We start from the raw sequence: 26196 nt of genomic DNA on the forward strand, positions 1-26196 counted from the left end.
GGGCTCTTCCTTAGAAGGCCCGTTCGAGCCGGTCCAGCAGGCTGAGGGCGGGGCTGATGGCAGGGCCGGGCAGATCGGGTGCCTCGCCTTCGAGGCGGCGGACCCGCGCGTAGAGGTCGAGGCTCGATTCGACGAGCATCCGCGCCTGGGCTGGCAATCCATCGAGGACAATCCGCTCGGAGCCGGCTGCATCGCCGAGGCGCCGCGCCGAGGCCAGCGCCTCCTCGTCGCTCATCTGGCCGAGCTCGATCGCCCGCTCCGTCAGAAGCCAGGCGAGCACGTGCATCAATCGCGTGGTGACCTTGAGCGATTCGCAGCTCATCGTGACCCGGCCCAGCGGGTCCAGCGTCTCGCGATCCTCGCGGCCACGATGCTCGAAATAGGCCCGGGCCTCGTCAGCCAGCAGCATGGCTTCGGTGTAGAGGCTCTCCACGAGCCTGCCACGCAGCCGAATCTCCCGAGGACCATCGTTCATGAGTCGAACATGACATGGGTCCCGCACGGCCGAAAACGAAAAGAGGGTTAACGCCCCTCCTTTCGCCGTCGTTAACCACGAATGTCGGGAATTCAGTTACATTTGCCGTCGAGCTGCACCGCAAAACGCTGGAGTTCGCCGAGCTTCGACTCGATCGCCTCGCGCTGGCGCCGCAATTCGTCTTCCTTGAGTTCGCAGTAGCGCTTCGCCGCCGCGCGCTGGGCCGCGCCCTTGTCGCGCGGATCATAGAGATCGAGCAGTTCGCCGATCTCGTCCAGGCTGAAGCCGACCGCCTTGCCGCGCAGGATCAGCCCCACGCGCCGCCAGTCACGCCGCGAGTAGATGCGCGCCGCACCTTCGCGACGCGGGGCGATCAGCCCCTCTTCCTCATAGAAGCGCAGCGCGCGCGGCGTGATGTCGAACTCGCGCGACATCTCCGAGATTGTGAAACTGTCGGGGGTGTGCTCGTCCCGGTGGCGGACGGCGGATGCACTGTTGGAAGCCACTTCTCATACCTCACAAGACTATCCCTTGCCCGTACGGCAGGCGGGCCCGGCGCTGCAATCGCAGTTACACAAACGATTGCAACTTTAGTCTAAGCGGCTTCACTTTTCTGCAGAATGAACGTCTTCCAGCGTCTCGCCGTCGCTTTCGATGCGGCGATAGAAGCAGCTCCGCTGACCGGTGTGGCAGGCCGGCCCCGCCGGTTCGCATTGCAGCCAGACGGCATCCTGGTCGCAGTCGATTCGCGCCTCGACGACGCGCATGACGTTGCCGCTCGTCTCGCCCTTCTTCCACAGCCGGTTGCGCGAGCGCGAAAAGAAGGTCGCCTCGCCGGTCGCGACGGTGGCCTGCAGCGCTTCGGCGTTCATATGGGCCAGCATCAGCACTTCACCGGTCCTGTGATCGGTCACCACCGCCGTGATAAGTCCGGCGGCATCGAAACGGGGCAGCAGCCTGGCGCCCTTTTCACGGTCCTGTTCCATGCCGTGCCGATGAGCCAAAGCGGCCCTTCAGGCAAGAGCCTGCCTCGAATTCCGCAGGGTTCAGAATAAACTTGTGACAGTGGGGCGACAAACGCTCAGCCTGTGACTATATGCGCCGCTATCCGGCCAACGCGATGGGATTTCGCGATGCTCACCACGCATCCTTTTGACGACGACAAACTGCGCGAAGAGTGCGGAATATTCGGGATTTGGGGCGCCGAGACGGCCTCAGCCATGGTTGCTCTGGGGCTTCACGCCCTGCAGCACCGGGGGCAGGAAGCTGCCGGCATCACGAGCTGGGACGGCCATGCCTTCCACACCCATCGTGCGATGGGCCATGTGGCCGGCAATTTCGACCGGGACGAGGTGATCCGGAGTCTGCCGGGCCGAGTCGCCTGCGGGCATGTCCGCTATTCGACGACCGGCGAAACGGCTCTCCGCAATGTGCAGCCGCTGTTCGCCGAGCTTTCCTCGGGCGGCTTCGCGATCGCGCATAACGGCAACATCTCCAACGCGATGAAGCTGCGCCGCGAGCTCGTTCGTGGCGGTTCCATCTTTCAGTCGACGAGCGACACCGAGACGATCATCCACCTCGTCGCGATGTCCAAATATCGCACGTTGCTCGATCGTTTCATCGATGCGCTCAAGCAGGTCGAGGGCGCCTATTCGCTGATCTGCATGACGCCCGAGGGCATGATCGCGTGTCGCGATCCGCTGGGCGTTCGCCCGCTGGTCCTCGGCCGGGTCGGCGATTCCTATATCTTTGCGTCCGAGACGGTCGCGCTGGACGTCGTGGGAGCGACCTTCCTGCGGTCGGTGGAACCCGGCGAGCTGGTGATCGTGTCCGAACAGGGCATACGCTCCATCCGCCCTTTCGCCGAGATGCGCCCCCGCCCCTGCATCTTCGAACATGTCTATTTCTCGCGCCCCGACTCGATCGTCGACGGCTCGTCGGTCTATTCGGTTCGCAAGAGCATCGGTGCCCAGCTCGCGATCGAGAGCCCTGTGGACGCCGACCTCGTCGTTCCCGTGCCCGATTCGGGAACGCCGGCCGCGATCGGTTATGCTCAGGAGTCGGGCATTCCGTTCGAGCTCGGCATCATCCGCTCGCATTATGTCGGGCGCACCTTCATCCAGCCCGGCGACCAGGTTCGCCATCTGGGCGTGAAGCTGAAGCATAATGCGAACCGAGCCCTGATCGATGGCAAGCGGCTCGTCCTGATCGATGATTCGATCGTGCGCGGCACGACCAGCGTGAAGATCCTGCAGATGCTCCGCGATGCCGGAGCACGCGAAGTCCATCTGCGCATCGCCAGCCCCCCGACCCGGCACAGCTGCTTCTACGGCGTCGACACGCCAGAGCGCGCCAAGCTGCTCGCGGCGCAGATGAACGTCGCCGAGATGGCCTCCTATATCGGTGCTGACAGTCTTGCGTTCCTGTCGATCAACGGCCTGTACAAGGCGCTGGGCGAGCCTTCGCGCGACGACACGGCGCCGACCTATTGCGACGCCTGCTTCACCGGCGACTATCCGACGCATCTCACCGACCATGAGGAAATGACGCCGACCGATCAGCTCGCGCTGAACGGCGAGCGCGTCGTCGCCTGAACCGACGGACTTTCGCATGACCAACGCCCTTTCCGGGAAGACCGCGCTCGTCACGGGCGCTTCGCGCGGCATCGGTGCCGCCACGGCGGAAGCCCTTGGAGCGGCTGGCGCCCATGTGATCCTCGTCGCCCGGACTGCGGGCGGCCTGGAGGAAGTCGAGGAGCGGATCCACAAGGCGGGTGGCAGCGCCACCATTGCCCCGGTCGATCTGGCGGAGAATGACAGCATCGCCCGGCTGGCCGAGGCGATTGCCGGACGCTGGTCGTCGCTCGACATCCTCGTCCTCAACGCAGCCATGCTGGGCACGCTTGCGCCGGTGGCCGCGATCGACGCCAAGGAATTTGCCCGCCTGCTCACGCTCAACGTGATGGCACAGCAGCAGATGATCGCGGCCTTCGATCCGCTGCTGCGCGCCAGCGAAGCGGGTCGGCTGATCGGCGTCACGAGCAGCGTCGGCGCTGCGCCACGTGCCTATTGGGGCGCCTATGGCGCATCGAAGGCGGCGCTCGACAATCTCCTGCTCGCTTATGGCGCGGAGAATGCCAACATCAGCGCAGTTCGCGTCGCCATCGTCGATCCGGGCGCCACGGCCACGGCCATGCGCCGCAAGGCCTATCCGGGCGAGGACCAGTCGACGCTTAAGAGCCCCGAGACGGTGGCAAACGCAATCCTGGCTCTGGTCACCGAAGAATACGAGACCGGCAAGCGCATCCGCGTCGAAGCCTGAGGAAGAGGGCGAGCGGTCGCCCTCCCCCTCAGCGATCATGCAGGCTCAGGGCTTGACCAGCGTCACCTGAACGACGTCGATCCCGCCGCCCGCGAACCCGCCCTCGCAATACATCAGGTAGAAGCGCCACAGCTTGACGAAGGCGTCATCGAAGCCCTTGGGCAGGGCTCCGGCGGCGACCGCCCGGTCGAAGCTCTCCCGCCAACGGCGCAGCGTTTCCGAATAGTGCAAGCCGAAGCGGTGCAGGCTGTCCTGCTCCCAGCGTAGCCCGGCCTTCTCGGCCGCCGCACGGAATCGGCTCTCGGAAATGAGCATGCCACCAGGGAAGATATAGGTCTGGATGAAGTCGGCGTCGGTGCGATAGCTTTCGAAGATCGCATCGTCGATGTCGATATATTGGATAGCCGCCCGACCGCCCGGCCTCAGCGCGCGTGCGATCGCTTCCATATAGGCGGGCCAATATTCCTCGCCCACGGCCTCGACCATCTCCACACTGGCCACGGCGTCGAACTGGCCGGGAACGTCGCGATAGTCGCAGATTTCGAACCGGGCCCGGTCAGACAGTCCTGCAGCAGCTATGCGCGCATCGGCATAGGCCTTCTGCTCGACCGATAGCGTGATGCCGGTAACGTCGGCGCCATAATCGGCAGCAGCGATCTCGGCGAGGCCGCCCCACCCGCAACCGATCTCGAGCAGGCGCGAGCCGGGGCGGAGGTCCAGGCGATCGAGCAGCGCCGCTACCTTACGATGCTGCGCGGCCTCCAGGCTCTCGCTTGCCTCGATCGGTTCGGCAAACAGCGCCGAGGAGTAGCTCATCGTCCGATCGAGCCACTGCTCATAGAAGTCGTTGCCCAGATCATAGTGGAAGGCGATGTTCTTGCGGGCATTGGCGCGGCTGTTGCGCCGGAAGGCATGCCAGACGAGATTGAACAGGCGCAGCGGTCCCTGTGCCCGTCCGAGCTCGCCGAGCGGATGGCGATTACGCATGAACAGGTCGAAGATCGGAACCGGGTCGGGGCTCGTCCATTCGCCTTCGGCCCAGCTGCGATACCAGCCCACCGAGCCGGTCGTGACGAGCCGGACCAGCGGTCGCCAGGTCTTCAGTTCGACCACCGCGACCGGTCCCGGCCGTCGACCGCCCAGGACGCGAAAGCTGCCATCCGGCAGGGTCGCCTCGATGGCGCCTTCCTCAAGGCCCCGATCGATCGTGTCGAGGAGCCGTTGAAAACCGGGCGACAGCAGTCGCGCGAGCCAGCTGGCCCCGGTAGCGAAACGGCGATCGGCGAGAAGCAGGTGCTGACCCCGCAGCGGCGGCTCGGCATTCATTCGAATCTGTCCGTCCTATCCCCAATTCGGCGCGGTCCGATCCGCTTATATGCAGGCTTACGGAGCCGCGAGAGGCTTTGTTGCAAAGAAGCGAGAAATATCCGTCAGCGGCTTTGCGCCGCCGGGAGAGCCCGCGCCCTGGCTTCCTTGTGACCGATGATCTGGCGCGGATAGCCGGGCGGGGACAGGCCCGCTTCATAAGGGTCGTGAACGGCATCACCCTTGATCATCGCGATCTCCGGAACCCATGTACGGATATAGCCGCCGGCATCGAATTTCGGCGACTGGACGAGCGGTGCCATGATCCGCCCGAAAGGATTGGAATCGAACCCCGATCCGGCCACCCACTGCCAGTTCACCGCGTTGCTCCCATAGTCGGCGTCGAGCAGCGTATCCCAGAACCAGCGTTCGCCCCGGCGCCAGTCGATCAGCAGATGCTTGATGAGAAAGGACGCGGCGATCATCCGCACGCGATTGTGCATGAAGCCGGTCGCCCAGAGCTCACGCATTCCGGCGTCGACGATCGGATAGCCCGTGCGCCCCCGGGTCCAGGCGTGAAAATCCTTGTCGGCGGCGGCACCGGTGCGCCAAGGAAAATCCCCGAATGCGTCCCGACCCGGGGCGTCGCCATAATTAGGCTGAATGTCGATGATGTTGGCGCAGAAATCGCGCCAGGCGATCTGCCGAAGCCAGGGCTCGGCATTGGCCCGTGACCGGGCTGCCGCCTTGAACCACAAGGTCGCGGGCGAAATCTCCCCGAAATGCAGGTGCGGGGACAGGCGGGAAACGCCATCGACCGACGGCATGTCGCGATCATGATCGTAGCGATCGAGCCTGGGCAGAAAATGATCGAGCGCCTTGCGCGCCCCTTCTTCGCCCGGCGTCCACCCGGAAAACCCGCCCGACCAGTCGGGTTCGGTCGGCAGGAGCTTCCACGCCTTCAGCGGTTCGCTCCGCAAAGACGCCGTGGGCGCTTCGAACTTTGCGGGGGCTGCCGATGGCTTGGGCGGGGGCATCTGCTCCTTCAGCGCGCGCCAGAACGGGGTGAAGATCCGGTAGCGCCCACGCGATCCGGTCAGCACGCCCTCGGGCGGGGCGAGACGCGTGCCGTCGTGAAGGGTGAGATCGAACGTTTTGCCGACGCGCGCTTCGAGGTCTTTCCACCAGGGCTCGTAATGACGAAGGCCGTGAATCCGCCGGGCACCCACCGCCTCCGCGATGTCACGCAGATGGTCCAGCGTGTCGCCCGATCGCAGGATCAGCTTCCCGCCCCGCTCGGCGATCTTCTCCTGAAGCGCCGTCAGGCTGTGGTGCAGCCACCAGCGCTGCGCGCCGCCCATACACCAATGCCCCGCGACCGCGTCGTCGAGGACATAGACGCCGAGCCAAGGGCCTTCCTGCGTCGCCTCGGCCACGGCCGCCTGGTCGGCGATCCGCAGATCCTGGCGAAACCAGACGAGCGATGGCGCCTTCAATTTGCGGGCTTGGCGGGCGCGGGTCCGCCTGAGTTCTGAGGCTTGGCCGGGTTGACGAGCGCCTGCACCAGCGCCGCCCTGTCCCCTTCGGGCAAGGCCCTGAGCAGAGACAGGAGACGGTCATTCTGGCGGGTGCGAAGCTCGCTCTGCAAAAGCTCTTCCTTGCGAACGATCGCCTCCAGCTTGTCGACATCAATCGACGCGGCGCCGACGACGTCGAGCTTCTGCTGCTTGAGCTGACCCAACTCGGTCTGAATCTGCCCGGTGCGCGGATCGGCTTCGCCGAACACGCGCGCCGCGATGGTGCGTCCCTCGGGCGACAGCGAGATCTTCCTCGAGCCGGGGACCAGCGGCAACGGGGCCGCGGCCGGGGCCCTCGGCGCCGTCGCCTCGGCCGGCTTCGGCTTGGCGGGGACTGCCGCTTGCCCGATCGCGGGCAGCAACATCGTCAGCAGCAGGAGACCATGCTTCATCACCACCTCATATGCAGAGTATCAGCCGAGCCCCATCAGGCTCAGCACTTCCTTACGGCTGCGGTCATCTTCACGGAAGACGCCCATCATCCGGCTCGTCGTCATCCCGACGCCCGGTGTGCGGACGCCGCGCGCAGTCATGCAGGCATGGCTGGCCTGGATGACCACCGCGACCCCGGCAGGTTCCAGATGGTGCCAGATGCAGTCCGCCACCTCGGCCGTGAGCCTTTCCTGGATCTGCAGCCGACGCGCGAAGCCCTGCAGCACGCGCGCGAGCTTGGAGATGCCGACCACCCGGTTACGCGGCAGATAGGCGATATGGGCGTGCCCAATGATCGGCGCCATATGATGTTCGCAATGCGACTGGAACGGAATGTCCTTCAGCAGGACGATTTCGTCATAGCCCCCGACCTCCTCGAAGGTGCGGCTGAGATGCAGCGAAGGATCTTCTTCATAGCCCTTGCAATATTCCCGCCATGCCCGACCCACGCGAGCGGGCGTATCGAGCAAGCCTTCCCGGTCGGGGTCGTCGCCGGCCCAGCGGATCAGCGTACGAATCGCCTCCTGAACATCCTGCGGGACTTCCAGCTTTTGCGGCAATGCGTTGCCATCTGCCGCCCCATGGTCACGAATATCAGACATCCACCATCCCATCTTGTTCGTTTGCGGACCGAATAGCCCATGGTCCGTACGAATGTAAGCATATTAGCGTGGCCACATCCGTCGAAATTCGGGATGACCGTCTATGAACTGATGCTTCAATGCGCCTGCAATGTGCAGGATCAACAGGATAATCAACGCATAACCGCCAATTTCGTGCATCTCGCCGAGCAGGGAGTGGAGGCGCTCCTTCTGCGCGTCGGGAAGCGTCATGATGAAGGACAGTCGCGGCCATTCGAACAGCCCGAACAACTTCATCGGGACTTCGGGTGCCGCCTTCCAGGCGCTGTCGTGCATCCAGCCCGTCAGCGGCATGAACAGCATGATCGCATAGAGCCCGAAATGGGCGACATGCGCCAGGCCCCGTTCCCACGTCGCCATGCCCGCTGAAAAAGGCGGCGGCATATGGCCCAGACGCCACAGTATCCGCAGGAGAACGAGGCCAAGCACCGTGATCCCCAGCGACTTGTGCGTATCGATCGCGAAACGGATATCCGCCTCCGGCAGCTTCTCCGCGAAGAGGCCCAGGACGAGGTTGCCGATCATGAGCACCGCAATCAGCCAATGGGCTACGATCGCCGGCGTCGTATAGCGGCCCGCAAGCCCCGGTTCATCCGCCATCGATCATGCTCCCAAGTTCGTATTGCACCGCAGAAACGCGACGCCCATAGGGCTCGCAACCTGTCTGTCGGTGCATATCGACCCTATGTCGTTTCGGAAACAACCCCGCGCATGAAAACTGCCGACACGCTGCGAAACCGCTTTCTCGCCTTTTCCCCGCGACTGAACCGCCGCCCCGTGACGCCGGCCAGCGTCGCGCTTCATGGCGGCGCCCTGCTGCTACTGGTCTTGCTGACGACCCAGGCCTGGCACCAGTCAGGCGTGCTCGCCTGGTCGGTCGGGCTTGCCTATCTCGGCTATGACACTCTTCTGCTGATGTTCGTCGGCTCGCGGATCGCGCCGCTTCGCCATCTCCGGCCAACGGGCTCGCCGCAAGGCAAGGCACCCGACCTCGCGGTCCTGGTTGCCGCCCATAATGAAGCGGCGGTGCTGGAGACGACCGTTCACGCCTTGCTGCGCCAGTCATCGCCCCCCGACCAGATCTGGATCGTCGACGACGGTTCGTCCGACGACACCGCAGAACGAATGCGGGCCAGTTTCGGTTATCAGCATGTCTCGATCGGAGACGTCGCCCAGTCGCCTCGCGTGCCGCAGCTCCGCTGGATCCGCCTTCCCCACGGCGGCAAGGCCCGGGCCCTCAATGCCGCGTTGGAACGGGTCGAATGCGAGATCGTGCTGACGGTCGATGCCGACACTCTGCTCGCTCCCGATGCGATCGAGGCTATGCGGACGGCCTTCCACCGCGAACCGGCGCTGGTCGCCGCGACCGGGCTGCTGCGGCCGATATGCGATCGCAGCCTGTCCGGCCGGCTGTTCGAATGGTTCCAGACCTATGAATATGTCCGCAATTTCATATCGCGCTTCGCCTGGATGCGGGTCGACGGGCTCCTGCTCATATCCGGCGCCTTCGCTGGCTTCCGCCGCGACGCCGTCGTCGCGGTGGGCGGTTTCGATCCGGATTGCCTGGTGGAGGATTATGAACTGATCCACCGGCTGCACCGCTGGTCGGTGGATCACGATCTCGGTTGGAAGATCCGCGTGCTGGGAGAAGCTCTTGCCAGTACCGACGCCCCGGGGACGATCGGTACTTTTCTGCGGCAACGCCGCCGCTGGTTCGGCGGCTTTCTTCAGACGCAATATTGGAACCGCGACATGGTGGGCAATGCCCGCTTCGGACGGCTCGGAACGATGATGCTGCCGGTCAAGGCGCTCGACACGGTGCAGCCACTCTACGGCCTCGTCGCTTTCGCCTTGCTCGCCAAATTCCTGATCGCAGGCAGGCTGCCGGTGGTCGGGCCGATTTTGATCGCCATGCTCGCGAAGATCATCATCGACCTCGGCTTTCATCTCTGGTCGATCGCGCTCTATCGGCGTTGGTCGGGCGGCATGCTGCCCGAGGGCTGGAGCCGCGTCCTCCTCGCTTCCTTCATCGAGCCGTTCAGCTTCCAGCTGCTGCGCCATCTGGGCGCCGCCTGGGGCTGGATCGCCTTTCTGGGCCGCAGTTCGACCTGGGGATCGGCCAGGCGCGGCGGAATATTGGCACGCGCGCCGGCCGAATAGGCCGGCGACGCCGGATCAGGCAGCCGCGGCGCCGGGCTCCGCGGCCTCATGCTCCTCCGCAAGCGCCTGGACGAGCGGCTGAAGCCGACGGTCGAAGCGGGCAAGCACGTCGGGTGCGCCGACCTGCGCGTGATGGGTGACGAATCCCTCGCCATTCCAAAGATGAAGGGCGACGCCTGGATGTTCAGCGACGATCATCGGCCGCTCGTCGGGACAGGCCGGATCGATCGGCGCCATTTCCAGCGCGACCTGCGGCGCGGTCGACGGAGCGACCGCCAGCATGCGGCCATGCCACTGGGTCGTGATCGAACGATGGATATGCCCCGTTATCATCGTGACGTTGGGCCGATCGCCGATCGCCTTGTCCAGCATCACGACCCAGGGTTCGGTTGGGTGGGCCGTCATCCAGGGAATGCCCGTCTCGATCGGCGGATGGTGCAGGACGATCAGGACAGGCAGTCCGGGGACCTCGGCGAGGCGTGCCTTCAACCACGCCGAACGACGATGGCAGAAGGCCCCGCCATGGTGGCCTGGGTCGAGAGTGTCGAGGACGATGATGCGGACGCCCGGCTCGTCGATCACATATTGGACGAACCCGTCCTGCATCGGAAGGTCGGGAAACACTTCGCGCATTGCGGCGCGATCATCATGGTTGCCTGTGCAGAGGTGAACCGGGAAAGCGCAGCTGGCGATCAGATCGCGCAGCCGCTCATAGCTTTCGCGGTCGCCATGGTCGGTCAGATCACCGGTCAGGAACAAACGGTCGGGCGGCAGGGCGAGGCCCTTCACATAGTCTATCGCTGCCGCGACACGCCGGAAGTTCAACTCGTCCGGGTTGTTCTTCTCAAACCCGATGTGCAAGTCGGTCAATTGCGCGAACAGCATGAAAGCACCCTCTACTCCGCCGAAAAACCCTCGGCCCAACTCAAACGCCGCTGAAGGTCACCACGACCAGCGAACGGCCGCTGTGATCTCCTACACAGCCGATCGTAAAAGAGGGTAAAGCTCCGTTCAGACTCCCGTTCCCGCGCGCTTGAGCGCCTTTTCCTCGATATGCTCCGCAGCCTTACCCCGTTCGCGGCTCTTGCGGACAGCGGAGGGGGCGAATTCGGTCCGATGATAATCGTGGCACAGCGCACAGGAGGATGGCACTTCCTTATGGGCATCCTGGCTGCCGTGGCATTCCTGGCAGGTGGACAGCTTAGGCAGGTTCACGTCGTTCGCCGACCGTGACAGGTTCACAGCATGGCAGCTGGTGCAGCTCTCGGTCTCGTGCGCCGAATGGTCGAACCAGCCCTTCTTCAGATAGCGGCTCGTCAACTTCACCGGAGCGACCGCGAAGGGGGTCGCCCGGTTGCCCGTCTCGCGGATCACGTGACAGTCGAAGCAGGCCCCGCCCTTGGAGAAGACCGACCGGATCGCCTGATCCGCAGTGCCCACATGCAACGCGCTGGTCGGCGCGACATTGACGCGCTGCGCGGACGCGGTGAAGTCGCCGGGACGCCTGCGCTCCATGCCCGTGAGCGTCGGAGCGCGGGGAGCACCGCCGCGATAGAAGGCGCGAATATCGGCGATCACCTGCGCGGGATCGCCATGGCGCAGCGTACGGACGGTATCGCCGACCCGGTCGAAGGCGAGCGAGTGGCATGCGCCGCAAGCGGGCTCCATATCGACGGCCGCAAAGCTGGCCCCGGTCGCGTCGCGAACGTGACAGCTGGCGCAGTCCAGCGGTGCTCCATAGCCTTCGGCCTTGCCCAGTGTCTTCGCCATCTGCGCGACGCCGTTGGACTTCGAAAGGTGGATGTCGTGCGGGAATTTCAGCCCGTTATATTCCTTCGGATTCTGGTCGAGCGACACGCGGCTGAACATCGGTAGGCCGTTCGGGCCGATCGACCGGACCGTCGGCGCGAACTGCGGATGATGCTCGTCGAAATCGGACGCATCCTTCAGCGCCGTCTTGATCCGGCTGCTCATCCCATCATGGCAGGTCGTGCAGAAGCGCTCGTCGGTCACCGGCATGGCGGTCTCGCCCTGATGCTCGGTATGGCATTCGACGCAACGGCCGGGCTTGATCCCGAAAAAGCCCCCGACGAACTGCTTGGTTCCCGTCACGATGCCGACCGGGCCCTTGGCGCCGCTCAACTTGGCCGGGTCGCCATGATCGTGGACCGTGGTGTGGCAAGCGATGCAGGCGCTGTCGCGGACCGACTCGCCCGGCTTGACGTGGCAGGCCTGGCAATTGTTCTCGAGCGGTTTGTGGGCGCGGGAGAGCTTTCCGGAAGTCCAGAACTCATCGGCATGGAACGCGACCTTGCGGGTCGCGTCGGTTGGCTGGGTGTTGATCGACGTCAGCGGCCAGATGAGAAACAGCGCGAGAACCAGCAACGCGCCGGCCCAGGCGAGCGCGCGCTTTCCCGGGAGAACGGCAGCGAGCGAGAAGACTCGTGCCTCCTCCTTCTCTTCGGAGGCGTTGGAGATCGCGCCTACGCGCTCGACGGTCACGATGACCAGGCCCTGTTCCTCGCCCTCGCCCGGCTCGATCGTCAGCGAATGGCTGCCGATCCGGACATTGGCGCCAGGCGATACAGCGAAGCGCTGATGCTCGGTCGACCTGCCGTCGACGACGAAGGGCATCCCGGCCGTCGCCGCGACCTCGATCATCCCCCCGGACACGAGGCGAATCACGGCGTGATTCAAAACGACCGCCAGATCGGGCAGGTGAATGTCGCTGGAAGGACTGCGGCCGATGCTCAGCTCGGCCTGGTCGAATCTCTTGGGCCGGACAATGTCACGCCCGTCGGCGGTGCGCGCTACCGTGCGAACGATGAAGCTCATCTGCGCGATCTCACCAGTAATAGAAGACGGAAACGATGTGGACGAGCAACGCCGCGATCAGGGCGAAGGTCAACGGCACGTGCACATAGAGCCAGATTTCGAGCAACGCCTTGTAGCGCAGATGCTTGCGGATGCGCGATAGCGACGACTTCTTCCGCTCGAGCAATATCTCCACATGGTCGAGCGGATCCGCAGCGGCTTCCTGCCGCCCCTTGTGCTCGCGCACCGCCGCAAGTGCCGCGCGCGTTCCGCACCGTCCATAGCGCCCCGTCAACCGGGCGACGAGGCCGCCACCGAAGGGATCGTCCTCAAGCGCCATGCGTACGATCGCAGCGCCTTCCGCATCGAGCGGCTGGGCAGCTTCGTTCAACTGGCGGTCGATCATCCGCAGATTGTCGAGCATCTGGATCTGGGTCGTCTCGCCGCGGTTCGCGGAGAGCGCCTGCGGCAGTGTAGCGTAGGCTGCGATGCCGAACACGCCCGAGGCGATAACCAGCAGCATCAGCACATAGGCCAGCGTATGGACGTTCCAGCCGAAGTCGAAGCCTGTGTGCAGCGTGCCGATGAAGATGAGCGCCAGTCCGAGATAGACATGCGCCGAGGTCCAGGCCTTCAGCGACCAGCGGCCGGGCGTGATCGCGCGCTTGCGAACACCGAGCATCGACAGCCACAGGATCAAGGCGACGCCGGCCGTACCAGTTACATAGCCGTAGATGCTGCCGCCGTTCGGCTTGGGCTGAACGTCGTTGATCGCGTAGACGAACAGGCACAGAAGGCTGATCGCCGCTGCGATCTTCAGCCACTTGTAGCGCTGAAATCGAAGAAAGCCCTCATGATCCGAGGCGCGCTCGCGACCCGAGGTCGCCTGACGAAGAGGCTTGCTCGCCATCAGGCATCATCCCTTTGCAAACGGGCGACTGTCAGGAATTCCTCGGGCGCGACGCGGATCGCGGCGCCGGTCGGGCAGGCGCGGACGCAGCTCGGCCCACCCTCGATCCCGGAACACATGTCGCACTTCACGGCCTTCTTTGCCTTTTCGACACCCGGCGTCGCATTGGCATAGGCCCATTCATGGCTGGGTTCGCCTGGGCCCGGGCCCTGCCCGAACAGGAACCACTTCCACAGGCTCGGCTTTTTCGGCGGCTCCTTCTCCATCCGGATCACGCCGTAGGGGCAGTTGCGCTGGCAATTGCCGCAGCCGATGCAGGTCTCGTCGATATAGACTTCGCCGTCCTGTCCGCGATGGATGGCGGTCGGCGGGCAGTCGGCCATGCAATGCGGATGCTCGCAGTGACGACAGCTGGTCGGCACATGAAGGTGTGCGAAGGTGCGCCCCGCCTCGCGGTCGAGCCGCGAAATGCCTTCATGGCTGTCGGCGCAGGCCTTTTCGCAATTGTCACAGCCGACGCAGAGATTTTCGTCGATCAACAGCACGTCGGTCGCCTCGCCCACGCCATTGTCGACGAGGAAATTGGCGATCGAGCTATACATGTCCACGACGGTGGCGAAGCTGTCCTTCTTCGCTTCGATGAACGACGCGAGATCCTCGCGCTCCCCGATCGCTGTCCTGGCGCGGGCAAAGAATTGGGGCTTTGCTTCAAGCAGGCGATGGAAGGCAGCACCGTCGAGCTTGATGACCTCGGACTTCACCGCCGCGCGGACGGTCTGCTTGCGGATGCCATTGTCGAACAGTTCGAGCTCGCCGACATAATTGCCCGCGGGGACGTACGAAAGGAACACCGGCTTGCCGCCGATCGATTTCTCGACGACGACAGAACCCGACCGGATTACATAGACGTCGGTCCCCTCCTCGCCTTCGCGGAAGATCGCCTCGCCGGCCCGGACACCCTTGATCTCGGCGGTCTCGAGCAATTCAGCGAGGTCGGCCGACTGGAGCCCCGACTGCCACATCTGGAGCAACTGACGCTCCGTCGAGATACGGGTGACCGCACGTTTCACGCCGGGCACCGAGGCCATCAGCTTAAGGATCGCGTTGCGCGGAATCTCGACCACGATCGTCTCGGCGATCGAGCGGATGGTCGAACCGCGACGGCGGCCCGACACCAGGCCGACCTCGCCGAAGATCGAACCCTCAGGAATGACGATGCCGGTCGAGCGACCATCGGGCAACGGGATGTCGACCGATCCCTGCGCAATGCAGAACAGCGAGGATCCGGGGGCGTTCTTCTCGAAGATGATCTCGTTCTTGCCGTAGAAGCGCACGTCCGAGTCGAGCATGAACTCCCGCATCTGCAGAGGCGACAGATCGTTGAGGATCTGCACCTGCGTCCGGATGAATTCGAGCCACTCGTCGACCGACTTGCGAACCGGCAGGTTGACGAACTTGCCTTCCAGAATGGGCTCGTCAGCGGGTTTGAGCGACGTATTGCCGTTGATGAACTCAACGACGTCATAGCCCTGGTTCATACAGTGCTTGATCAGCGGATATCCCGCCAGAGCACCGATCACATAGATACCGGGGTTCGTCGTCTCGAACTGCGGCGACAGCGTCGGAAAGGCCTCGCGGTCGGCGCTCGTGAACTGGATGCCGCATTCCTCGATGAACTTGCGCGGCGCGGCCGAGCCCATGCGGGCGATGATGCGGTCGCAGCGGATGCGCGCTTCGCCATCGCGCGTGTCGAGCACCAGATGGCCCGCTTCGATGCGGTTGGGGGCCGTATCGGTCATCACGTTGATACGACCTTGGTCACGCGCCTGCATCAGCAGCTTGACGTTGGCCCCCTTGGCGCGGCTGAAATCGGCCGAGCGGTTCAGGATGGTGACGATATTGCCCTGCGCGACGTCCTGCGCGAGGCCGAGAGCATTTTCGATACCGGCGTCACCCGAACCGACGACGGTGATATGTTCATCGACATATTCGCCGGGATCGTCGAGCTGATACTGGACCGTGACGCCGCTGCCCTCTGCACCCGGGCAGCGAAGGAGGTTGGGATTGCCCTGGGTACCGATCGCCAGGATGATCGCCTCGGCCTTGATCTCCGTCTTGTCGGTCAGCAGGAGCGTGAAGTCGCCCTTCTGCCCGGTGATGGCCTTTACCTCGCTCTTCAGGCGGACATTGATGCCCACGGCGGCCGCCTGCTCGTCCCAGATGCCCAGAATCTTTTCACGCTTGCCGGCGTCGAAATCCACGTCCGAGCGCAGCACGAGCTGGCTCGGCGTGGCCATCACATGCTTGCCCTTCTGATATTTGTAGATCGTATCGGAAAGGTGGTCGGTTTTCTCGAGAAGGACGTGCGACAGCCCGAGCTTCGCTGCGTGTGCCGCAGCGCTGAGCCCCGCCGGCCCAGAGCCAACGATGGCTATCCGGTAGGTATCCGCCACTGATTCCCCCTGCCCCGTTTTCCCTCGCCGCCGAGCCAGCGGCCAAGTCTCGACATAGGCTCTCCCCGGCTGCCCTCCGGAAAACGCTACGTCTGCCCCAAAACCACTCTATCAGCTTCGACGCGTTCCGCTAGACTTTCCTTAGCATAGGCTGTCAAAGCCCATAGCCTTCTATTCTGGAGAGAAATGTGACGAAGGACAGTGGCCCGAACAAGGGCTTTTCTCTGCCGTTCGCGCGGGTCGCGCTCATTCTGGCGGCGCTGGTCGCGCTGACAGCGGTCGTGGTAGCCGTCCTCCGGTCCCGCGCCGGCCAAGACGACAGCACGACGCCGACGGCTGAGGCGACCGCGGTTCCCGAGGTGGAGACTATGATCTCCGGACTCGAGAAGAAGCTGAAGGACAATCCGCAGGATGCTCGCGGCTGGCACCTTCTGGGACAGGCCTATTATCATGTCGGACGCTATCCGGACGCGGTGAAGGCCTATGCCCGCGCGGTCGAACTCGACCCGAAGGACGCCGAGGCGTGGTCCGCGCTGGGCGAGGTCCAGGTGCTGACCGGCCCAGGCCGGATCACCCCCGAGATGCACAAGTCCTTCGAGACCGCGCTCAAGCTCGACCCCAAGGACTTCCGCGCCCGCTATTTCCTGGCCATCGAGAAGAACGAAAGCGGCAGCCATAAGCAGGCGCTCGACGATCTCGTTGCGATCGTGAACGAGAGCCCCGCCGACGCGCCGTGGCTGCAGCCGGTGCGTGATCTGGCGGAACGCATCTCCAAGGAGCACGGCATCGATATCGCCGGCAGGATGAAGCCCATCGCGCCCGCCGCGCCTGCCGCAGAGAGCGAAGCCGCTGCGTCCCTCGGCGCGGGCGGCCAGATCGCGGCGGCAGGAATCCCGGGCCCGAGTTCGGCCGACCTGCAGGCGGCAAGCCGTATGACCCCGACCCAGCAGGACGAGATGGCTCGTGGCATGGTTGCCCGGCTCGCCGCAAGGCTGGAGGATAATCCGCGCGATGCAGATGGCTGGATACGCCTGATGCGCGCCCGGCTTGTGCTCAAGGATCCGAACGGCGCTCGCCAGGCGCTCGCCAAAGCCAAGGCGGCATTCGCCGGCGACGCGGCGCAGGTCGCACGGTTCGAGGAAGCAGCCCGTACGCTAGGCCTGCAAAACTGACGACCGATTATGAAAAAGGGGCCCCGGGCATGATCGCCCGGGGCCCCTTTTTTTTCTGATCGGAGAAGATGGTTCAGGCGGCGTCGCCAGCCTTTTCCTTGTTCTTCTTCGAAAACACGCGAACCGGATCCTTCCGGCCCTCGACCACGTCCTTGTCGACCATGATCTCGTCCACGCCATCCATTGACGGCAGGTCGAACATCGTATCGAGCAGCAGCCCTTCGAGGATCGACCGCAGGCCGCGCGCGCCGGTCTTGCGGGTGATCGCCTTGCGGGCGACCGCCACCAGTGCGTCGTCGGTGAAGCCGAGCTTGACGCCCTCCATCTCGAACAGCTTCTGATACTGCTTGACCAGAGCGTTCTTGGGCTGGGTCAGGATCTCGACCAGCGCTTCCTCGTCGAGGTCCATCAGCGTCGCGATGACGGGCAAACGGCCGACGAATTCGGGGATCAGGCCGAACTTCAGCAGATCCTCAGGCTCGCACTGCTGCAGCGTCTCGCCGGTACGCCGCTCCTCGGGAGCCGCGACATAGGCTCCGAAGCCGATCGACTTGCCCTGCAGACGGTCGCCGATGATCTTCTCGAGACCGGCGAAGGCGCCGCCGCAGATGAACAGGATGTTGGTCGTATCGACCTGCAGAAACTCCTGCTGCGGATGCTTGCGGCCACCCTGCGGCGGAACGCTCGCCGTGGTGCCTTCCATCAGCTTGAGCAGGGCCTGCTGAACGCCCTCACCCGACACGTCGCGCGTGATCGAGGGATTGTCGGCCTTGCGGCTGATCTTGTCGATCTCGTCGATGTAGACGATGCCGCGCTGGGCGCGCTCGACGTTGTAATCCGAGGCCTGGAGCAGCTTGAGGATGATGTTCTCGACATCCTCGCCGACATAGCCTGCTTCGGTGAGCGTCGTCGCATCGGCCATGGTGAAAGGCACGTCGAGCAGACGCGCCATCGTCTGGGCCAACAGCGTCTTGCCCGAGCCGGTCGGGCCGACGAGCAGAATGTTCGACTTGGCGAGTTCGACCTCGGCACCCTTGGCGCCGTGGTTGAGCCGCTTGTAATGGTTATGGACCGCGACCGAGAGGACCCGCTTGGCCTTCGCCTGGCCGATCACATATTGGTCGAGATGTTCGCAGATCTCATGCGGGGTGGGAACGCCGCCATCCTTCTTGCTGACCAGGGCACCCTTGGTCTCTTCGCGGATGATGTCGTTGCAGAGTTCCACGCACTCGTCGCAGATGAACACCGTGGGGCCGGCGATCAGCTTGCGAACCTCGTGCTGCGACTTGCCGCAGAATGAGCAGTACAAGGTGCTCTTCGAGTCGCCGCCGGTCAACTTCGTCATAAACTAGATCCTGACTCCACTGGGGATCGGTCGCATCCTAAACACGTCCTCCCCCTTCTCACAACCATCTTAAGAAGCGATGATCACCCCGACGGTTCCCCAGCGATATGGGTACCTTCGGGAAGGACGCAAGCCGCGATGCGGGAGACCGCAACGTCGGGCCATTGCCGCCGCCATCGCGGGCAGCATCGTAAAATGCAAGGCGCGCCCCTCGTGATCCGAGGGAGCGCGCCTCGCCTTCAGCCAGTTCTGACCGGCTGTGTGTCAGGCGGCGGCCGCCTCATCGGCGGGGCTCGGCCGCTTGTCGAACACCTCGTCGATGATCCCGAAGGCCTTGGCCTCGTCGGCCTCCATGAACTTGTCGCGGTCCATCGCGGCCTCGATCGCCTCGAGCGGCTGCTTGGTATATTTCGCGTAGAGCGAGTTGAGGCGGTGGCGCATCCGCAGGATCTCGCGCGCCTGGATCTCGATATCGGCGGCCATGCCCTGTGCACCGCCCGAAGGCTGATGGACCATGATGCGCGAATTGGTCAGCGCCACGCGCATGCCGGGCTCGCCGGCCGCCAGAAGGAAGCTGCCCATCGACGCAGCCTGGCCGATGCACACCGTGCCGACGCGCGGGCGAATATACTGCATCGTGTCGTGGATCGAGAGACCCGCCGTCACCACGCCGCCCGGCGAGTTGATGTACATGTAGATGTCCTTCTTCGGATTTTCCGACTCGAGGAACAGCAGCTGGGCAACGATCAGCGAGGCCATATGGTCTTCGACCTGACCGGTAACGAAGATGATTCGCTCACGCAGCAGGCGCGAATAGATGTCGAAGCTCCGTTCGCCGCGGTTCGACTGCTCGATCACCACAGGAACCAGCGCGCCAGACTCCGGATTCAGGAATTGGCCGGTTTCGAACGGATTCTGCATGGATGAATTGGTCCTTCGTTTTTGTATCTTGCCCAACATCGGCCTTTGCCGCCGGGGTTTCAAGAGGGTCCTGAAATCACTGGCGCTGCCGTAACCGATCGGCAAGATGGTGGCATGCGGGGGGTTGATAGATGCTGAAGACGATGCGGTTTGGCGCCCTCTTGCGGAAAGGATCATTGGGGGCAGCGGTCGGGATCATTGCGGGCCTGCTCCTTTTCGCATTGTTCGCGCTCGGCAACCGGGCCAGTCTCGGTCGCGATCTACCACTGGCTGAAGCCCATGTTCGGGCGGCGTTCGACAATGCGGCGTTGCAGAATGAAGACTGGCTCGTCGGCAACACCGACATCGGACGCCACCAATATAATGACTGCCTGATCCTCTACATGGCGATCGACCAGCAGGCGCCGGCAGACCGGTTGGCGGTGAGCCCCATAAAGCCGGTCCAGCGCACCGACGAGACGATGTGCGGTGCGCTCCGCGCCTATGCGTTCGGCGATCATGCAGCCGGACGCACCGGGCTCTACTATCATCAATATATCCACGGCCACACGATGCTGGCGCGCTATCTGCTGCCGCTGGCCTCGGTCGAGCAGATACGCACCGCCTATCACCTGCTCCAGACCCTGCTCGTCATCGCGGGCATCCTGATCGCGATGGCGGCGCTGGCCCGCGGTCGCCGACCGACCGAAAGCCTGATCTGGCTGATCGTCTTTCTCGCCCTGTCGCGCTGGTTCGGGCTCGAATCCTACGGCCAGTCGCTGAGCCATGCGCCATCAGACGCGGCCATTCTCGTCTATCTGCTGTTCCTCGCCATCGCATCGGCGCGCGGCGGTCTTGGCCGTCGGGGCTCGCTGATCGCCGCCGCCCTTTTTGGCGCCGCAACGGCCATTTTCGAGTTCCTGACCGGGGGTATTCCCTTCGGCCTCGCCATCATCATCGGCGGCCTGCCCTTTGCACTCCGCGACGCCCCACCGCGCGAAATTGCCGAACAGATCGTCGAGGCGCTCGGCGCCTTCTGCGCTGCGGTCGCGACCTGCATGGCCCTGAAGCTGCTGCTCGCCCTGTCGGTATTCGGGCTTGAATCCTTCCGAGAAAGTGCCTCGCAACTGGGCGTCCGGCTGGGCATGGGCGAACAGCAGCCCGATCTCGGACCGATCAAGCTCGTCAAGTCATTGGTGAAGGGGCTCAACTCGCTGGCAGCCGGGATGCATGTTCTGGCAGGCGCGATGCTCGCGACCGCGATCGGCTTCGGCGCTTGGAGCGCCCGCTTGCTGCTCGCCAGCGGCGATCCGACCCTCAGGGCGCGTACCCTACACCTGCTCCTGTCCAACCTCGCGATCGTCGCCATGCTGGGCCTGCTCTGGCAACACACTGCGATCCACGCCTGGTTCATGGACCGACTGTTCGTCTGGACGATCACCAGCGGCTTCGCACTGTTCGCGATGGCGATCCTCCATCGCAGGCCCCTCGCCCGGTAACCGCCCAAACAAAAAGGCCGGACATCGCTGCCCGGCCTCTTCGCTGACTGTCGTCCGGCGGATTACTCGGCCGCAGCGGCCTTCTTCTTGGCCGGAGCTTTCTTGGCGGGAGCGGCTTCGCCGTCCTCGGCCTTGGCAGCTGCCTTCTTGGCCGGAGCCTTCTTCGGCGCGGGCGCAGCTTCGGCGGCCGGCTCCTCTACCGCTGCTTCGTCGGCCTTCTCCTTCTTCGGAGCAGCCTTCTTGGCGGCCGGCTTCTTTGCGGGCTCCGCATGGCCATGGTCGTGATCATGGTCATGGTCGCAGTCCGGACCATGGACATGGCCCTTGCCGATCGTGTCGTCGTCGGCCTCGATCGCGGCTTCGAGCTCTTCACGCGTCACTTCGCGGTCGGTGATCTCGGCCTTGCCGAACAGGAAGTCGATGACCTTGTCTTCATATAGCGGCGCACGCAGCTGCGCGGCGGCCATCGGGTCCTGCTGCAGATACTGGACGAAGCGCTCGCGGTCCTTCGGCTGATACTGGAAGGCGGCCTGCTGGATCAGGCGCTGCATTTCCTGCGCGCTGACTTCGACGCCGTTCTGCTGGCCGATTTCGGACAGGAGCAGGCCGAGACGAACGCGACGCTCGGCGATCGCGCGGTAATCGTCGCGATCCTTCTCCATGTCGGCGCGGGCGGCTTCGGGATCTTCCTCATGGCTCGCCTCATGCTCCAGCTGCTGCCAGATCTGGGAGAACTCGGCTTCGACCATCGACGGCGGGACCGGGAAGTCATGGCCGGCGGCGAGCTGGTCGAGCAGCTTGCGCTTCATGTGGGTGCGGGTCAGGCCATTGAGCTCCTGCTCGATCTGGCCCTTCACCAGTTCGCGCAGCTGGTCGATGCCCTGGAGGCCCAGCGTCTTGGCGAACTCGTCGTCGATCTTGGTCTCGCCCGGAACGCGAACGTCGGTCACGGTGACTTCGAACACCGCGGCCTTACCGGCCAGCGACTTCTCGCCATAATCTTCCGGGAAGGTCACGTTCAGCGAGCGCGATTCGCCCTTCTTGACGCCTTCCAGCTGCGCTTCGAAGCCGGGGATCAGGCGGCCCGAGCCGAGCTCGACCGACATGCCGGTACCGGTGCCGCCTTCGAAGGCGACGCCGTCGACGCTGCCGGCGAAGTCCATGACGACCAGGTCGCCCTCGACCGCCGGATGGCCTTCCATCGCGTCCTGATACTGCTTCTGCTGCGACGCGATGCGCTCGATCTGGCTGTCGATCTCATCGGCGGCGGCCGGGACGGTCAGACGCTCGAGCTTGAGGCCGTCGATCGCGGGCGCGGGCACCTCGGGGAGCACTTCAAGTTCGACCTTCAGCGCGACGTCCTTGCCGGCCTCATATTCGCCGTCGACCAGCTCGACCGAGGGCTGCATCGCCGGACGCAGCTTCTGTTCCGCCAGCAGCTGCTGAACGCCGTCCTGCACCGCCTTGTTGAGCACGTCCTGTTCGATCGCCGGGCCATGCATCTTCTTGATCAGGTTCGCGGGAACCTTGCCGGGGCGGAAGCCGGGCATGCGGATCTGCGGCGCGATCGACTTGATCTCGGCCTCGATGCGCTGGGCGACATCATTGGCCGGGATCGTCAGCGTATAGGCGCGCTTCAGGCCCTCATTGAGCGTTTCGACAGTCTGCATGGGTCGCATCCAACCTCTATCTCGAGAAAATCTTGGTCGATCCCGCTTCACGCTGACAAAGGCGGAAGCTGGTGCGGGCGAAGGGACTCGAACCCCCACATCTTGCGATACTGGAACCTAAATCCAGCGCGTCTACCAGTTCCGCCACGCCCGCAAAAAAGGACCGCCGGTCGGCGCGCTCTATAGCAACATGCGAGACGAGTACAACCCGGCGCATGACGGGGCGGTTGCGACGTCCGTCCGACAGGCCGGAGAAGCCGCGAACGGGCCGCATGACAAGGTCATGAAGATCGTCCCGACGATCAGCGCTGGACCGGCAGCGCGGGGTTGTTCGTGGCCTGGAGGAAGTGGAACCATCCCTCCCCGGCCATCTCGCCACGCTTCAGCTCTTCCGCTTTCTTTTGCTCGCGCCAGCCATTGGCCGTCTTCTGGGCAGCGACGATATCCTCGCCTTCCTGGCCGAGCAGATAGCGGAGATAGGATGGCGCCGCGATCAGCTGATCCATCGATTGCCCGTCGCGCCGGATCGGGCCCTGATCGCCGATGAAGACGTCCCAACTCGGCGCCTGCCCCCAAAGGCGCGCCAGCTCGCGATAGCTGCGCGGCAAACGGGCAACCTCCCCGCCCACGGCGCGGACATGGTCGGCGGACCAGATGCCGAGCATATAATCGGTCCCCCCGAGCGGCGGGTGCAGCGCCCCCTCGTTGATCCGCCCGACCACGCGAATCCGGTGCATGCGGATCAGCCAGTCGACGATCGTCCGCACCTTGGGCGAGGCGGCGCGCAAAGCGGCATTGAACCCGAGCTTCTCGCCGGCGGCGAGCGCGGTCAGCCAATAGCCGATGCCGAACTCGTGCTGGTGCAGCAGTCTGTCCTCTTCCTGATTGACGATGCCGAAGAAAGGCGCGGCGGCGAACACGGCGAGCCGCATGTCGACCCTTCCCTCGGGCATCAGATTGTCGGGCGGATTCAGGAAGCCCGGCGTGCTCGCATAATAACGGTCGTGAAAGGCCTCGAAGTCGAACACCGCGAAATCAAGGACCTCCTTCCGGCTATAGAGCCGTGTCGAGCCCGCGCTGGCGGTCTTCCAGGCGAGCGCCGCATGCATGAAGGCCCAGGCGCCCTCGCGCGAAGACCAGAGCGCGAGCCACTGATCGCCGATGATGTCGTTGGAGTAGAGACGGTTCTGGTCCCAGAAGCGATGGCCGAGAAAGGCGAATTCGGGCGTCCTGAACAGCAGGCTCCCCCATCCCGGAAACTGGTGGCCGTGAAGCTTGTCGACCTGGAATGTCCCGAAATAGGGCCGATCGGGCGCGTCGCCGGCATAAGGCACCGACACTTTTAAAGGGTTCACGCTCTGAAGCCACCCCGCGACGCGCCCGCCCTGCTGGTACCAGGCCTGCGACGCCGGCAGCCCCTGGTCGCCCGGACCATAATAATGGTTGCGCAGCTTGATCGAGCGCCGCGGATTGCCCTTGAACAGCGGTATGTTGCGGCCCTTCTCGAAGGAATGCACCGCGTCCGAGACATAGCCGGTCAGATAGTCGAGCGCGATCGACCGCCAGGGCGTGCCGTCGTGCGGCCTGAGCCCATTGGGCAGGTTCATGTGCCAGACGACGGGTTCGGCGATGATCTGGCGATCGTCGCGGATACCGCCCGACCCTGTCACCGGCGACCGGCCCTGGATGTTGAAGGGCGTATATTCCAGCCAAAGCGCCGCGTTCGCCGCCATCGAATTGGCGGTGTAGAGCAGGCTCGGATAGGGATCGCGCGTCCGACCGGCGCGGCCGACCATCGTCCGGTAATCACTCTGCTTCCAGGGGATGACGCGGATATTGCCGAAGCCGTTGGCCTGCCCTTCATTACCTGCGCCACCGCTGAAGATGCGCAGGTCATAGCCGTTGACCGAATAGTCTAGATGACTGCCGAAAGGGATGCTGAGGTCGAGCAGCGGCACCGAGGCTCGGATCAGGCCCTGATCGTGGCTGCCGGGATCGCGGCTGCGCCAGATGATCCCCGAGCGCACCGTGCCGTGCGGATACCAGCGATTCTCCTTGCCCACCATCGCGCAACCGCGCCCGTCGCTGGGGCCGCCATAATGACGCGGAATGTCGAGCCCATTGAGCGGACCACCGTCCGGGCGTTGCACCGTCGCGATCACCCTGTCGTCGCGGTCCACGATCCGCCACTTGTGCGGGACCATATAGGCATTGCGGCCTAACGGATCGCCAAACGGATTGTCCGGCATGACGCTTTCGTCCCAGTCATAGCCGAACTGGAACTGAACATAGTCGCCACTGCGGATCGCTTCGCAGCGATAGGCAATGCCGCCGATGACGGGGACCGGCCCCTGTGGCAGGCATTCGGTCCAGGCCGGAACCGCCGCTCCCAACGCAGCATCCTCGAAGCGGCAATTCTGAGCGACTGGACGCGTCATCACCAGTACATCGGGATGATCGACCGCCCGTCCGGAAGACCAGTCCTCAAGCACCGCCTTGTACGCTGCACCCGGCGGCACCTCGAGCGAACCGATGGTGATGTCGATCGTCCCGACCGATCCATCCGGCGCGCGCCACGCCAATGTGCGGGGCGGCTGGGGCTGCGCCACCGCCCGGGCGTCGACGACCAGCTTCGGCAGATCCAAACCCTTGAAAGGTCCCGTGGAAACAGATGGATAGGACAGGTTGGTGACAGGACGATCGAAGCTCAGCGCGATCTGCTTGACCACCATGCCGTCTGCCGCCTGTCGTGCATTGCCGAGCACGGCATTGACCCACAGATCCATCGCCGGGGTCAAGCGCGGCTTGATCTTCGTCGGGAAAGGGCCGCCTGCCGGCTTGCCGTCGATGAAGAAGGACAGAAAGCCGCCAGGTTTCCCCGGCGCATCGCGCCATTCGAGCTCGAGCAGTTGCTCGGTCCCTGGCTTGCGCAGCACCGTACTGAAGAAGCCGCCTTCGGCTGCATCGTCGCGGGTGATCAGCGCTTCGAGCTGGTCGGAGCCATAGCGCGTCGTGAGAAGCACCGCGCCGACACCCCAGTCCATCAGATAGCAGAGCAGCGCACCGTCCGCCCGGGGGACGATCCCGCGAAAGGAGCAGCGCAACCGGCTTGGCGCCTGCGAGCTCAGCCGATCACCGCTCGACGGAAAGTCCAGTCCCAGCGGCTTGGAATGAAGCGAGCTGTCCTTGTTGAGCCTGATGCCCGCCGGCCCCGACAGCGCAGGGCCGCTGGAGACGAGCGGGATCCGGCCCGACAGCGCGTCGCCCTGCCCGATCGCGACGGTCGACGGACCGGCGAAGGTCCAGTCCACCCGAACGGCGCGGTTGGAGACGGTAGCGACCTCGCGCGCGAGTGGAAGCCCGTCCGGAACCGACAGCTGATAATCGCCGCTTCCCGCAGGAAGGTTCAGCGGAATGACGGAGCCGGGATCGCCATAGATCATGGCCGATCATAGCGCAGCGCGGAGACGGCGCCACTCTACAGTTGGAAGGCAGACGGAGCGTCGCCCGTCTGCCCCGATC

At 64.3% G+C, this 26196-nt stretch carries 21 protein-coding genes and 1 tRNA gene; 5 read left to right on the forward strand and 17 right to left on the reverse strand.

Translation table 11 applies throughout. The features are described 5' to 3' along the window. Positions 1-10 precede the first annotated feature (10 nt). The 3 genes from G6P88_RS02720 to hisI all read right to left on the reverse strand — a co-directional run bounded on the left by G6P88_RS02720 (position 11) and on the right by hisI (position 1461). Complete coding sequence (locus G6P88_RS02720) at positions 11-475, reverse strand: DUF1465 family protein (RefSeq protein ID WP_165321717.1); 465 nt, start codon at positions 473-475, stop codon at positions 11-13. Positions 476-567: 92 nt separating this feature from the next. After that, complete coding sequence (locus G6P88_RS02725) at positions 568-981, reverse strand: MerR family transcriptional regulator (protein ID WP_282097778.1); 414 nt, start codon at positions 979-981, stop codon at positions 568-570. A 99-nt stretch (positions 982-1080) separates the two neighbouring features. Beyond that, positions 1081-1461, reverse strand: coding sequence for a phosphoribosyl-AMP cyclohydrolase (gene hisI, locus G6P88_RS02730; RefSeq protein WP_165321718.1), 381 nt, complete (start codon positions 1459-1461; stop codon positions 1081-1083). A gap of 147 nt (positions 1462-1608) precedes the next feature. On the opposite strand from hisI, the gene purF reads away from it, so the two are divergent. Together purF and G6P88_RS02740 are read left to right on the forward strand one after the other, a co-directional pair. Then, a complete protein-coding gene (gene purF / locus G6P88_RS02735) occupies positions 1609-3069 on the forward strand; it encodes an amidophosphoribosyltransferase (RefSeq protein WP_165321719.1) in 1461 nt (486 codons plus the stop codon). A 16-nt stretch (positions 3070-3085) separates the two neighbouring features. Continuing rightward, positions 3086-3796, forward strand: coding sequence for an SDR family NAD(P)-dependent oxidoreductase (locus G6P88_RS02740; protein WP_165321720.1), 711 nt, complete (start codon positions 3086-3088; stop codon positions 3794-3796). 45 nt (positions 3797-3841) lie between these two features. On the opposite strand, the gene G6P88_RS02745 is transcribed toward G6P88_RS02740, so the two are convergent. The 5 genes from G6P88_RS02745 to G6P88_RS02765 all read right to left on the reverse strand — a co-directional run bounded on the left by G6P88_RS02745 (position 3842) and on the right by G6P88_RS02765 (position 8351). Beyond that, positions 3842-5122, reverse strand: a complete 1281-nt coding sequence (locus G6P88_RS02745; RefSeq protein WP_165321721.1) for an SAM-dependent methyltransferase — start codon at positions 5120-5122, stop codon at positions 3842-3844. Positions 5123-5226: 104 nt separating this feature from the next. Beyond that, entirely contained in the window at positions 5227-6597 is a 1371-nt protein-coding gene (locus G6P88_RS02750) for a cryptochrome/photolyase family protein (protein ID WP_165321722.1), read from the reverse strand. Then, on the reverse strand, positions 6594-7070 hold the full coding sequence (locus G6P88_RS02755; RefSeq protein ID WP_165321723.1) for a hypothetical protein: 477 nt from the start codon (positions 7068-7070) through the stop codon (positions 6594-6596). The genes G6P88_RS02750 and G6P88_RS02755 overlap by 4 nt, the downstream gene beginning before the upstream one ends. Before the next feature lie 21 nt (positions 7071-7091). Further along, positions 7092-7712 carry a GTP cyclohydrolase I FolE gene (gene folE, locus G6P88_RS02760; RefSeq protein ID WP_165321724.1) on the reverse strand — a complete coding sequence of 207 codons (621 nt, stop codon included), beginning with the start codon at positions 7710-7712 and terminating at the stop codon, positions 7092-7094. A 63-nt stretch (positions 7713-7775) separates the two neighbouring features. After that, on the reverse strand, positions 7776-8351 hold the full coding sequence (locus G6P88_RS02765) for a cytochrome b (RefSeq protein ID WP_165321725.1): 576 nt from the start codon (positions 8349-8351) through the stop codon (positions 7776-7778). A gap of 111 nt (positions 8352-8462) precedes the next feature. Here G6P88_RS02765 and G6P88_RS02770 point away from each other — a divergent pair, with 111 nt between their 5' ends. Then, on the forward strand, positions 8463-9911 hold the full coding sequence (locus G6P88_RS02770) for a glycosyltransferase family 2 protein (RefSeq protein ID WP_165321726.1): 1449 nt from the start codon (positions 8463-8465) through the stop codon (positions 9909-9911). Positions 9912-9926: 15 nt separating this feature from the next. Here G6P88_RS02770 and G6P88_RS02775 read toward each other — a convergent pair whose 3' ends face one another. The 4 genes from G6P88_RS02775 to G6P88_RS02790 form a co-directional block, all read right to left on the reverse strand. Next, the gene (locus tag G6P88_RS02775) at positions 9927-10796 is read right to left on the reverse strand and encodes a phosphodiesterase (RefSeq protein ID WP_165321727.1); all 870 of its coding nucleotides are present in this window, start codon (positions 10794-10796) and stop codon (positions 9927-9929) included. Between the two features lie 126 nt (positions 10797-10922). Beyond that, complete coding sequence (locus tag G6P88_RS02780) at positions 10923-12746, reverse strand: cytochrome c3 family protein (RefSeq protein ID WP_165321728.1); 1824 nt, start codon at positions 12744-12746, stop codon at positions 10923-10925. A gap of 10 nt (positions 12747-12756) precedes the next feature. Further along, entirely contained in the window at positions 12757-13635 is an 879-nt protein-coding gene (locus tag G6P88_RS02785) for a hypothetical protein (protein ID WP_165321729.1), read from the reverse strand. Continuing rightward, positions 13635-16088 (reverse strand): cyclic nucleotide-binding domain-containing protein, encoded by a 2454-nt coding sequence (locus G6P88_RS02790; protein WP_165321730.1) that lies wholly within the window; start codon positions 16086-16088, stop codon positions 13635-13637. Before G6P88_RS02790 ends, G6P88_RS02785 begins: the two co-directional genes overlap by 1 nt. A gap of 188 nt (positions 16089-16276) precedes the next feature. Here G6P88_RS02790 and G6P88_RS02795 point away from each other — a divergent pair, with 188 nt between their 5' ends. Continuing rightward, the gene (locus G6P88_RS02795; RefSeq protein WP_165321731.1) at positions 16277-17260 is read left to right on the forward strand and encodes a tetratricopeptide repeat protein; all 984 of its coding nucleotides are present in this window, start codon (positions 16277-16279) and stop codon (positions 17258-17260) included. A 73-nt stretch (positions 17261-17333) separates the two neighbouring features. Here the strand turns inward: G6P88_RS02795 and clpX are convergent, their stop codons facing one another. Together clpX and clpP are read right to left on the reverse strand one after the other, a co-directional pair. Next, on the reverse strand, positions 17334-18605 hold the full coding sequence (gene clpX / locus G6P88_RS02800; RefSeq protein WP_165321732.1) for an ATP-dependent Clp protease ATP-binding subunit ClpX: 1272 nt from the start codon (positions 18603-18605) through the stop codon (positions 17334-17336). A 264-nt stretch (positions 18606-18869) separates the two neighbouring features. Further along, a complete protein-coding gene (gene clpP / locus G6P88_RS02805) occupies positions 18870-19526 on the reverse strand; it encodes an ATP-dependent Clp endopeptidase proteolytic subunit ClpP (protein ID WP_165321733.1) in 657 nt (218 codons plus the stop codon). A 131-nt stretch (positions 19527-19657) separates the two neighbouring features. On the opposite strand from clpP, the gene G6P88_RS02810 reads away from it, so the two are divergent. Continuing rightward, positions 19658-21004 carry a hypothetical protein gene (locus G6P88_RS02810; RefSeq protein WP_165321734.1) on the forward strand — a complete coding sequence of 449 codons (1347 nt, stop codon included), beginning with the start codon at positions 19658-19660 and terminating at the stop codon, positions 21002-21004. 62 nt (positions 21005-21066) lie between these two features. Here the strand turns inward: G6P88_RS02810 and tig are convergent, their stop codons facing one another. From tig to G6P88_RS02825, 3 genes are all read right to left on the reverse strand, one after another. Next, on the reverse strand, positions 21067-22674 hold the full coding sequence (tig, locus tag G6P88_RS02815; protein WP_165321735.1) for a trigger factor: 1608 nt from the start codon (positions 22672-22674) through the stop codon (positions 21067-21069). Positions 22675-22743: 69 nt separating this feature from the next. Next, positions 22744-22828, reverse strand: a tRNA-Leu gene (locus tag G6P88_RS02820). Positions 22829-22976: 148 nt separating this feature from the next. Continuing rightward, positions 22977-26117, reverse strand: a complete 3141-nt coding sequence (locus G6P88_RS02825) for a hypothetical protein (protein ID WP_165321736.1) — start codon at positions 26115-26117, stop codon at positions 22977-22979. Between the last annotated feature and the right edge of the window lie 79 nt (positions 26118-26196).

The sequence above is a fragment of the Rhizorhabdus phycosphaerae genome (assembly GCF_011044255.1).
Taxonomy (GTDB): Bacteria; Pseudomonadota; Alphaproteobacteria; order Sphingomonadales; family Sphingomonadaceae; genus Rhizorhabdus; species Rhizorhabdus phycosphaerae.

Bases quoted from the DNA above. Each gene is read 5' to 3' on its own strand.
- G6P88_RS02755 (WP_165321723.1), bottom strand. From the start codon at position 7,070: ATGAAGCATGGTCTCCTGCTGCTGACGATGTTGCTGCCCGCGATCGGG.
- G6P88_RS02740 (WP_165321720.1), top strand. From the start codon at position 3,086: ATGACCAACGCCCTTTCCGGGAAGACCGCGCTCGTCACGGGCGCTTCG.
- hisI (WP_165321718.1), bottom strand. From the start codon at position 1,461: ATGGAACAGGACCGTGAAAAGGGCGCCAGGCTGCTGCCCCGTTTCGAT.
- G6P88_RS02780 (WP_165321728.1), bottom strand. From the start codon at position 12,746: ATGAGCTTCATCGTTCGCACGGTAGCGCGCACCGCCGACGGGCGTGAC.
- folE (WP_165321724.1), bottom strand. From the start codon at position 7,712: ATGTCTGATATTCGTGACCATGGGGCGGCAGATGGCAACGCATTGCCG.
- G6P88_RS02825 (WP_165321736.1), bottom strand. From the start codon at position 26,117: ATGATCTATGGCGATCCCGGCTCCGTCATTCCGCTGAACCTTCCTGCG.
- purF (WP_165321719.1), top strand. From the start codon at position 1,609: ATGCTCACCACGCATCCTTTTGACGACGACAAACTGCGCGAAGAGTGC.
- G6P88_RS02745 (WP_165321721.1), bottom strand. From the start codon at position 5,122: ATGAATGCCGAGCCGCCGCTGCGGGGTCAGCACCTGCTTCTCGCCGAT.
- G6P88_RS02775 (WP_165321727.1), bottom strand. From the start codon at position 10,796: ATGCTGTTCGCGCAATTGACCGACTTGCACATCGGGTTTGAGAAGAAC.
- G6P88_RS02765 (WP_165321725.1), bottom strand. From the start codon at position 8,351: ATGGCGGATGAACCGGGGCTTGCGGGCCGCTATACGACGCCGGCGATC.
- tig (WP_165321735.1), bottom strand. From the start codon at position 22,674: ATGCAGACTGTCGAAACGCTCAATGAGGGCCTGAAGCGCGCCTATACG.
- G6P88_RS02720 (WP_165321717.1), bottom strand. From the start codon at position 475: ATGAACGATGGTCCTCGGGAGATTCGGCTGCGTGGCAGGCTCGTGGAG.
- G6P88_RS02810 (WP_165321734.1), top strand. From the start codon at position 19,658: ATGCTGAAGACGATGCGGTTTGGCGCCCTCTTGCGGAAAGGATCATTG.
- G6P88_RS02785 (WP_165321729.1), bottom strand. From the start codon at position 13,635: ATGGCGAGCAAGCCTCTTCGTCAGGCGACCTCGGGTCGCGAGCGCGCC.
- G6P88_RS02770 (WP_165321726.1), top strand. From the start codon at position 8,463: ATGAAAACTGCCGACACGCTGCGAAACCGCTTTCTCGCCTTTTCCCCG.
- clpX (WP_165321732.1), bottom strand. From the start codon at position 18,605: ATGACGAAGTTGACCGGCGGCGACTCGAAGAGCACCTTGTACTGCTCA.
- clpP (WP_165321733.1), bottom strand. From the start codon at position 19,526: ATGCAGAATCCGTTCGAAACCGGCCAATTCCTGAATCCGGAGTCTGGC.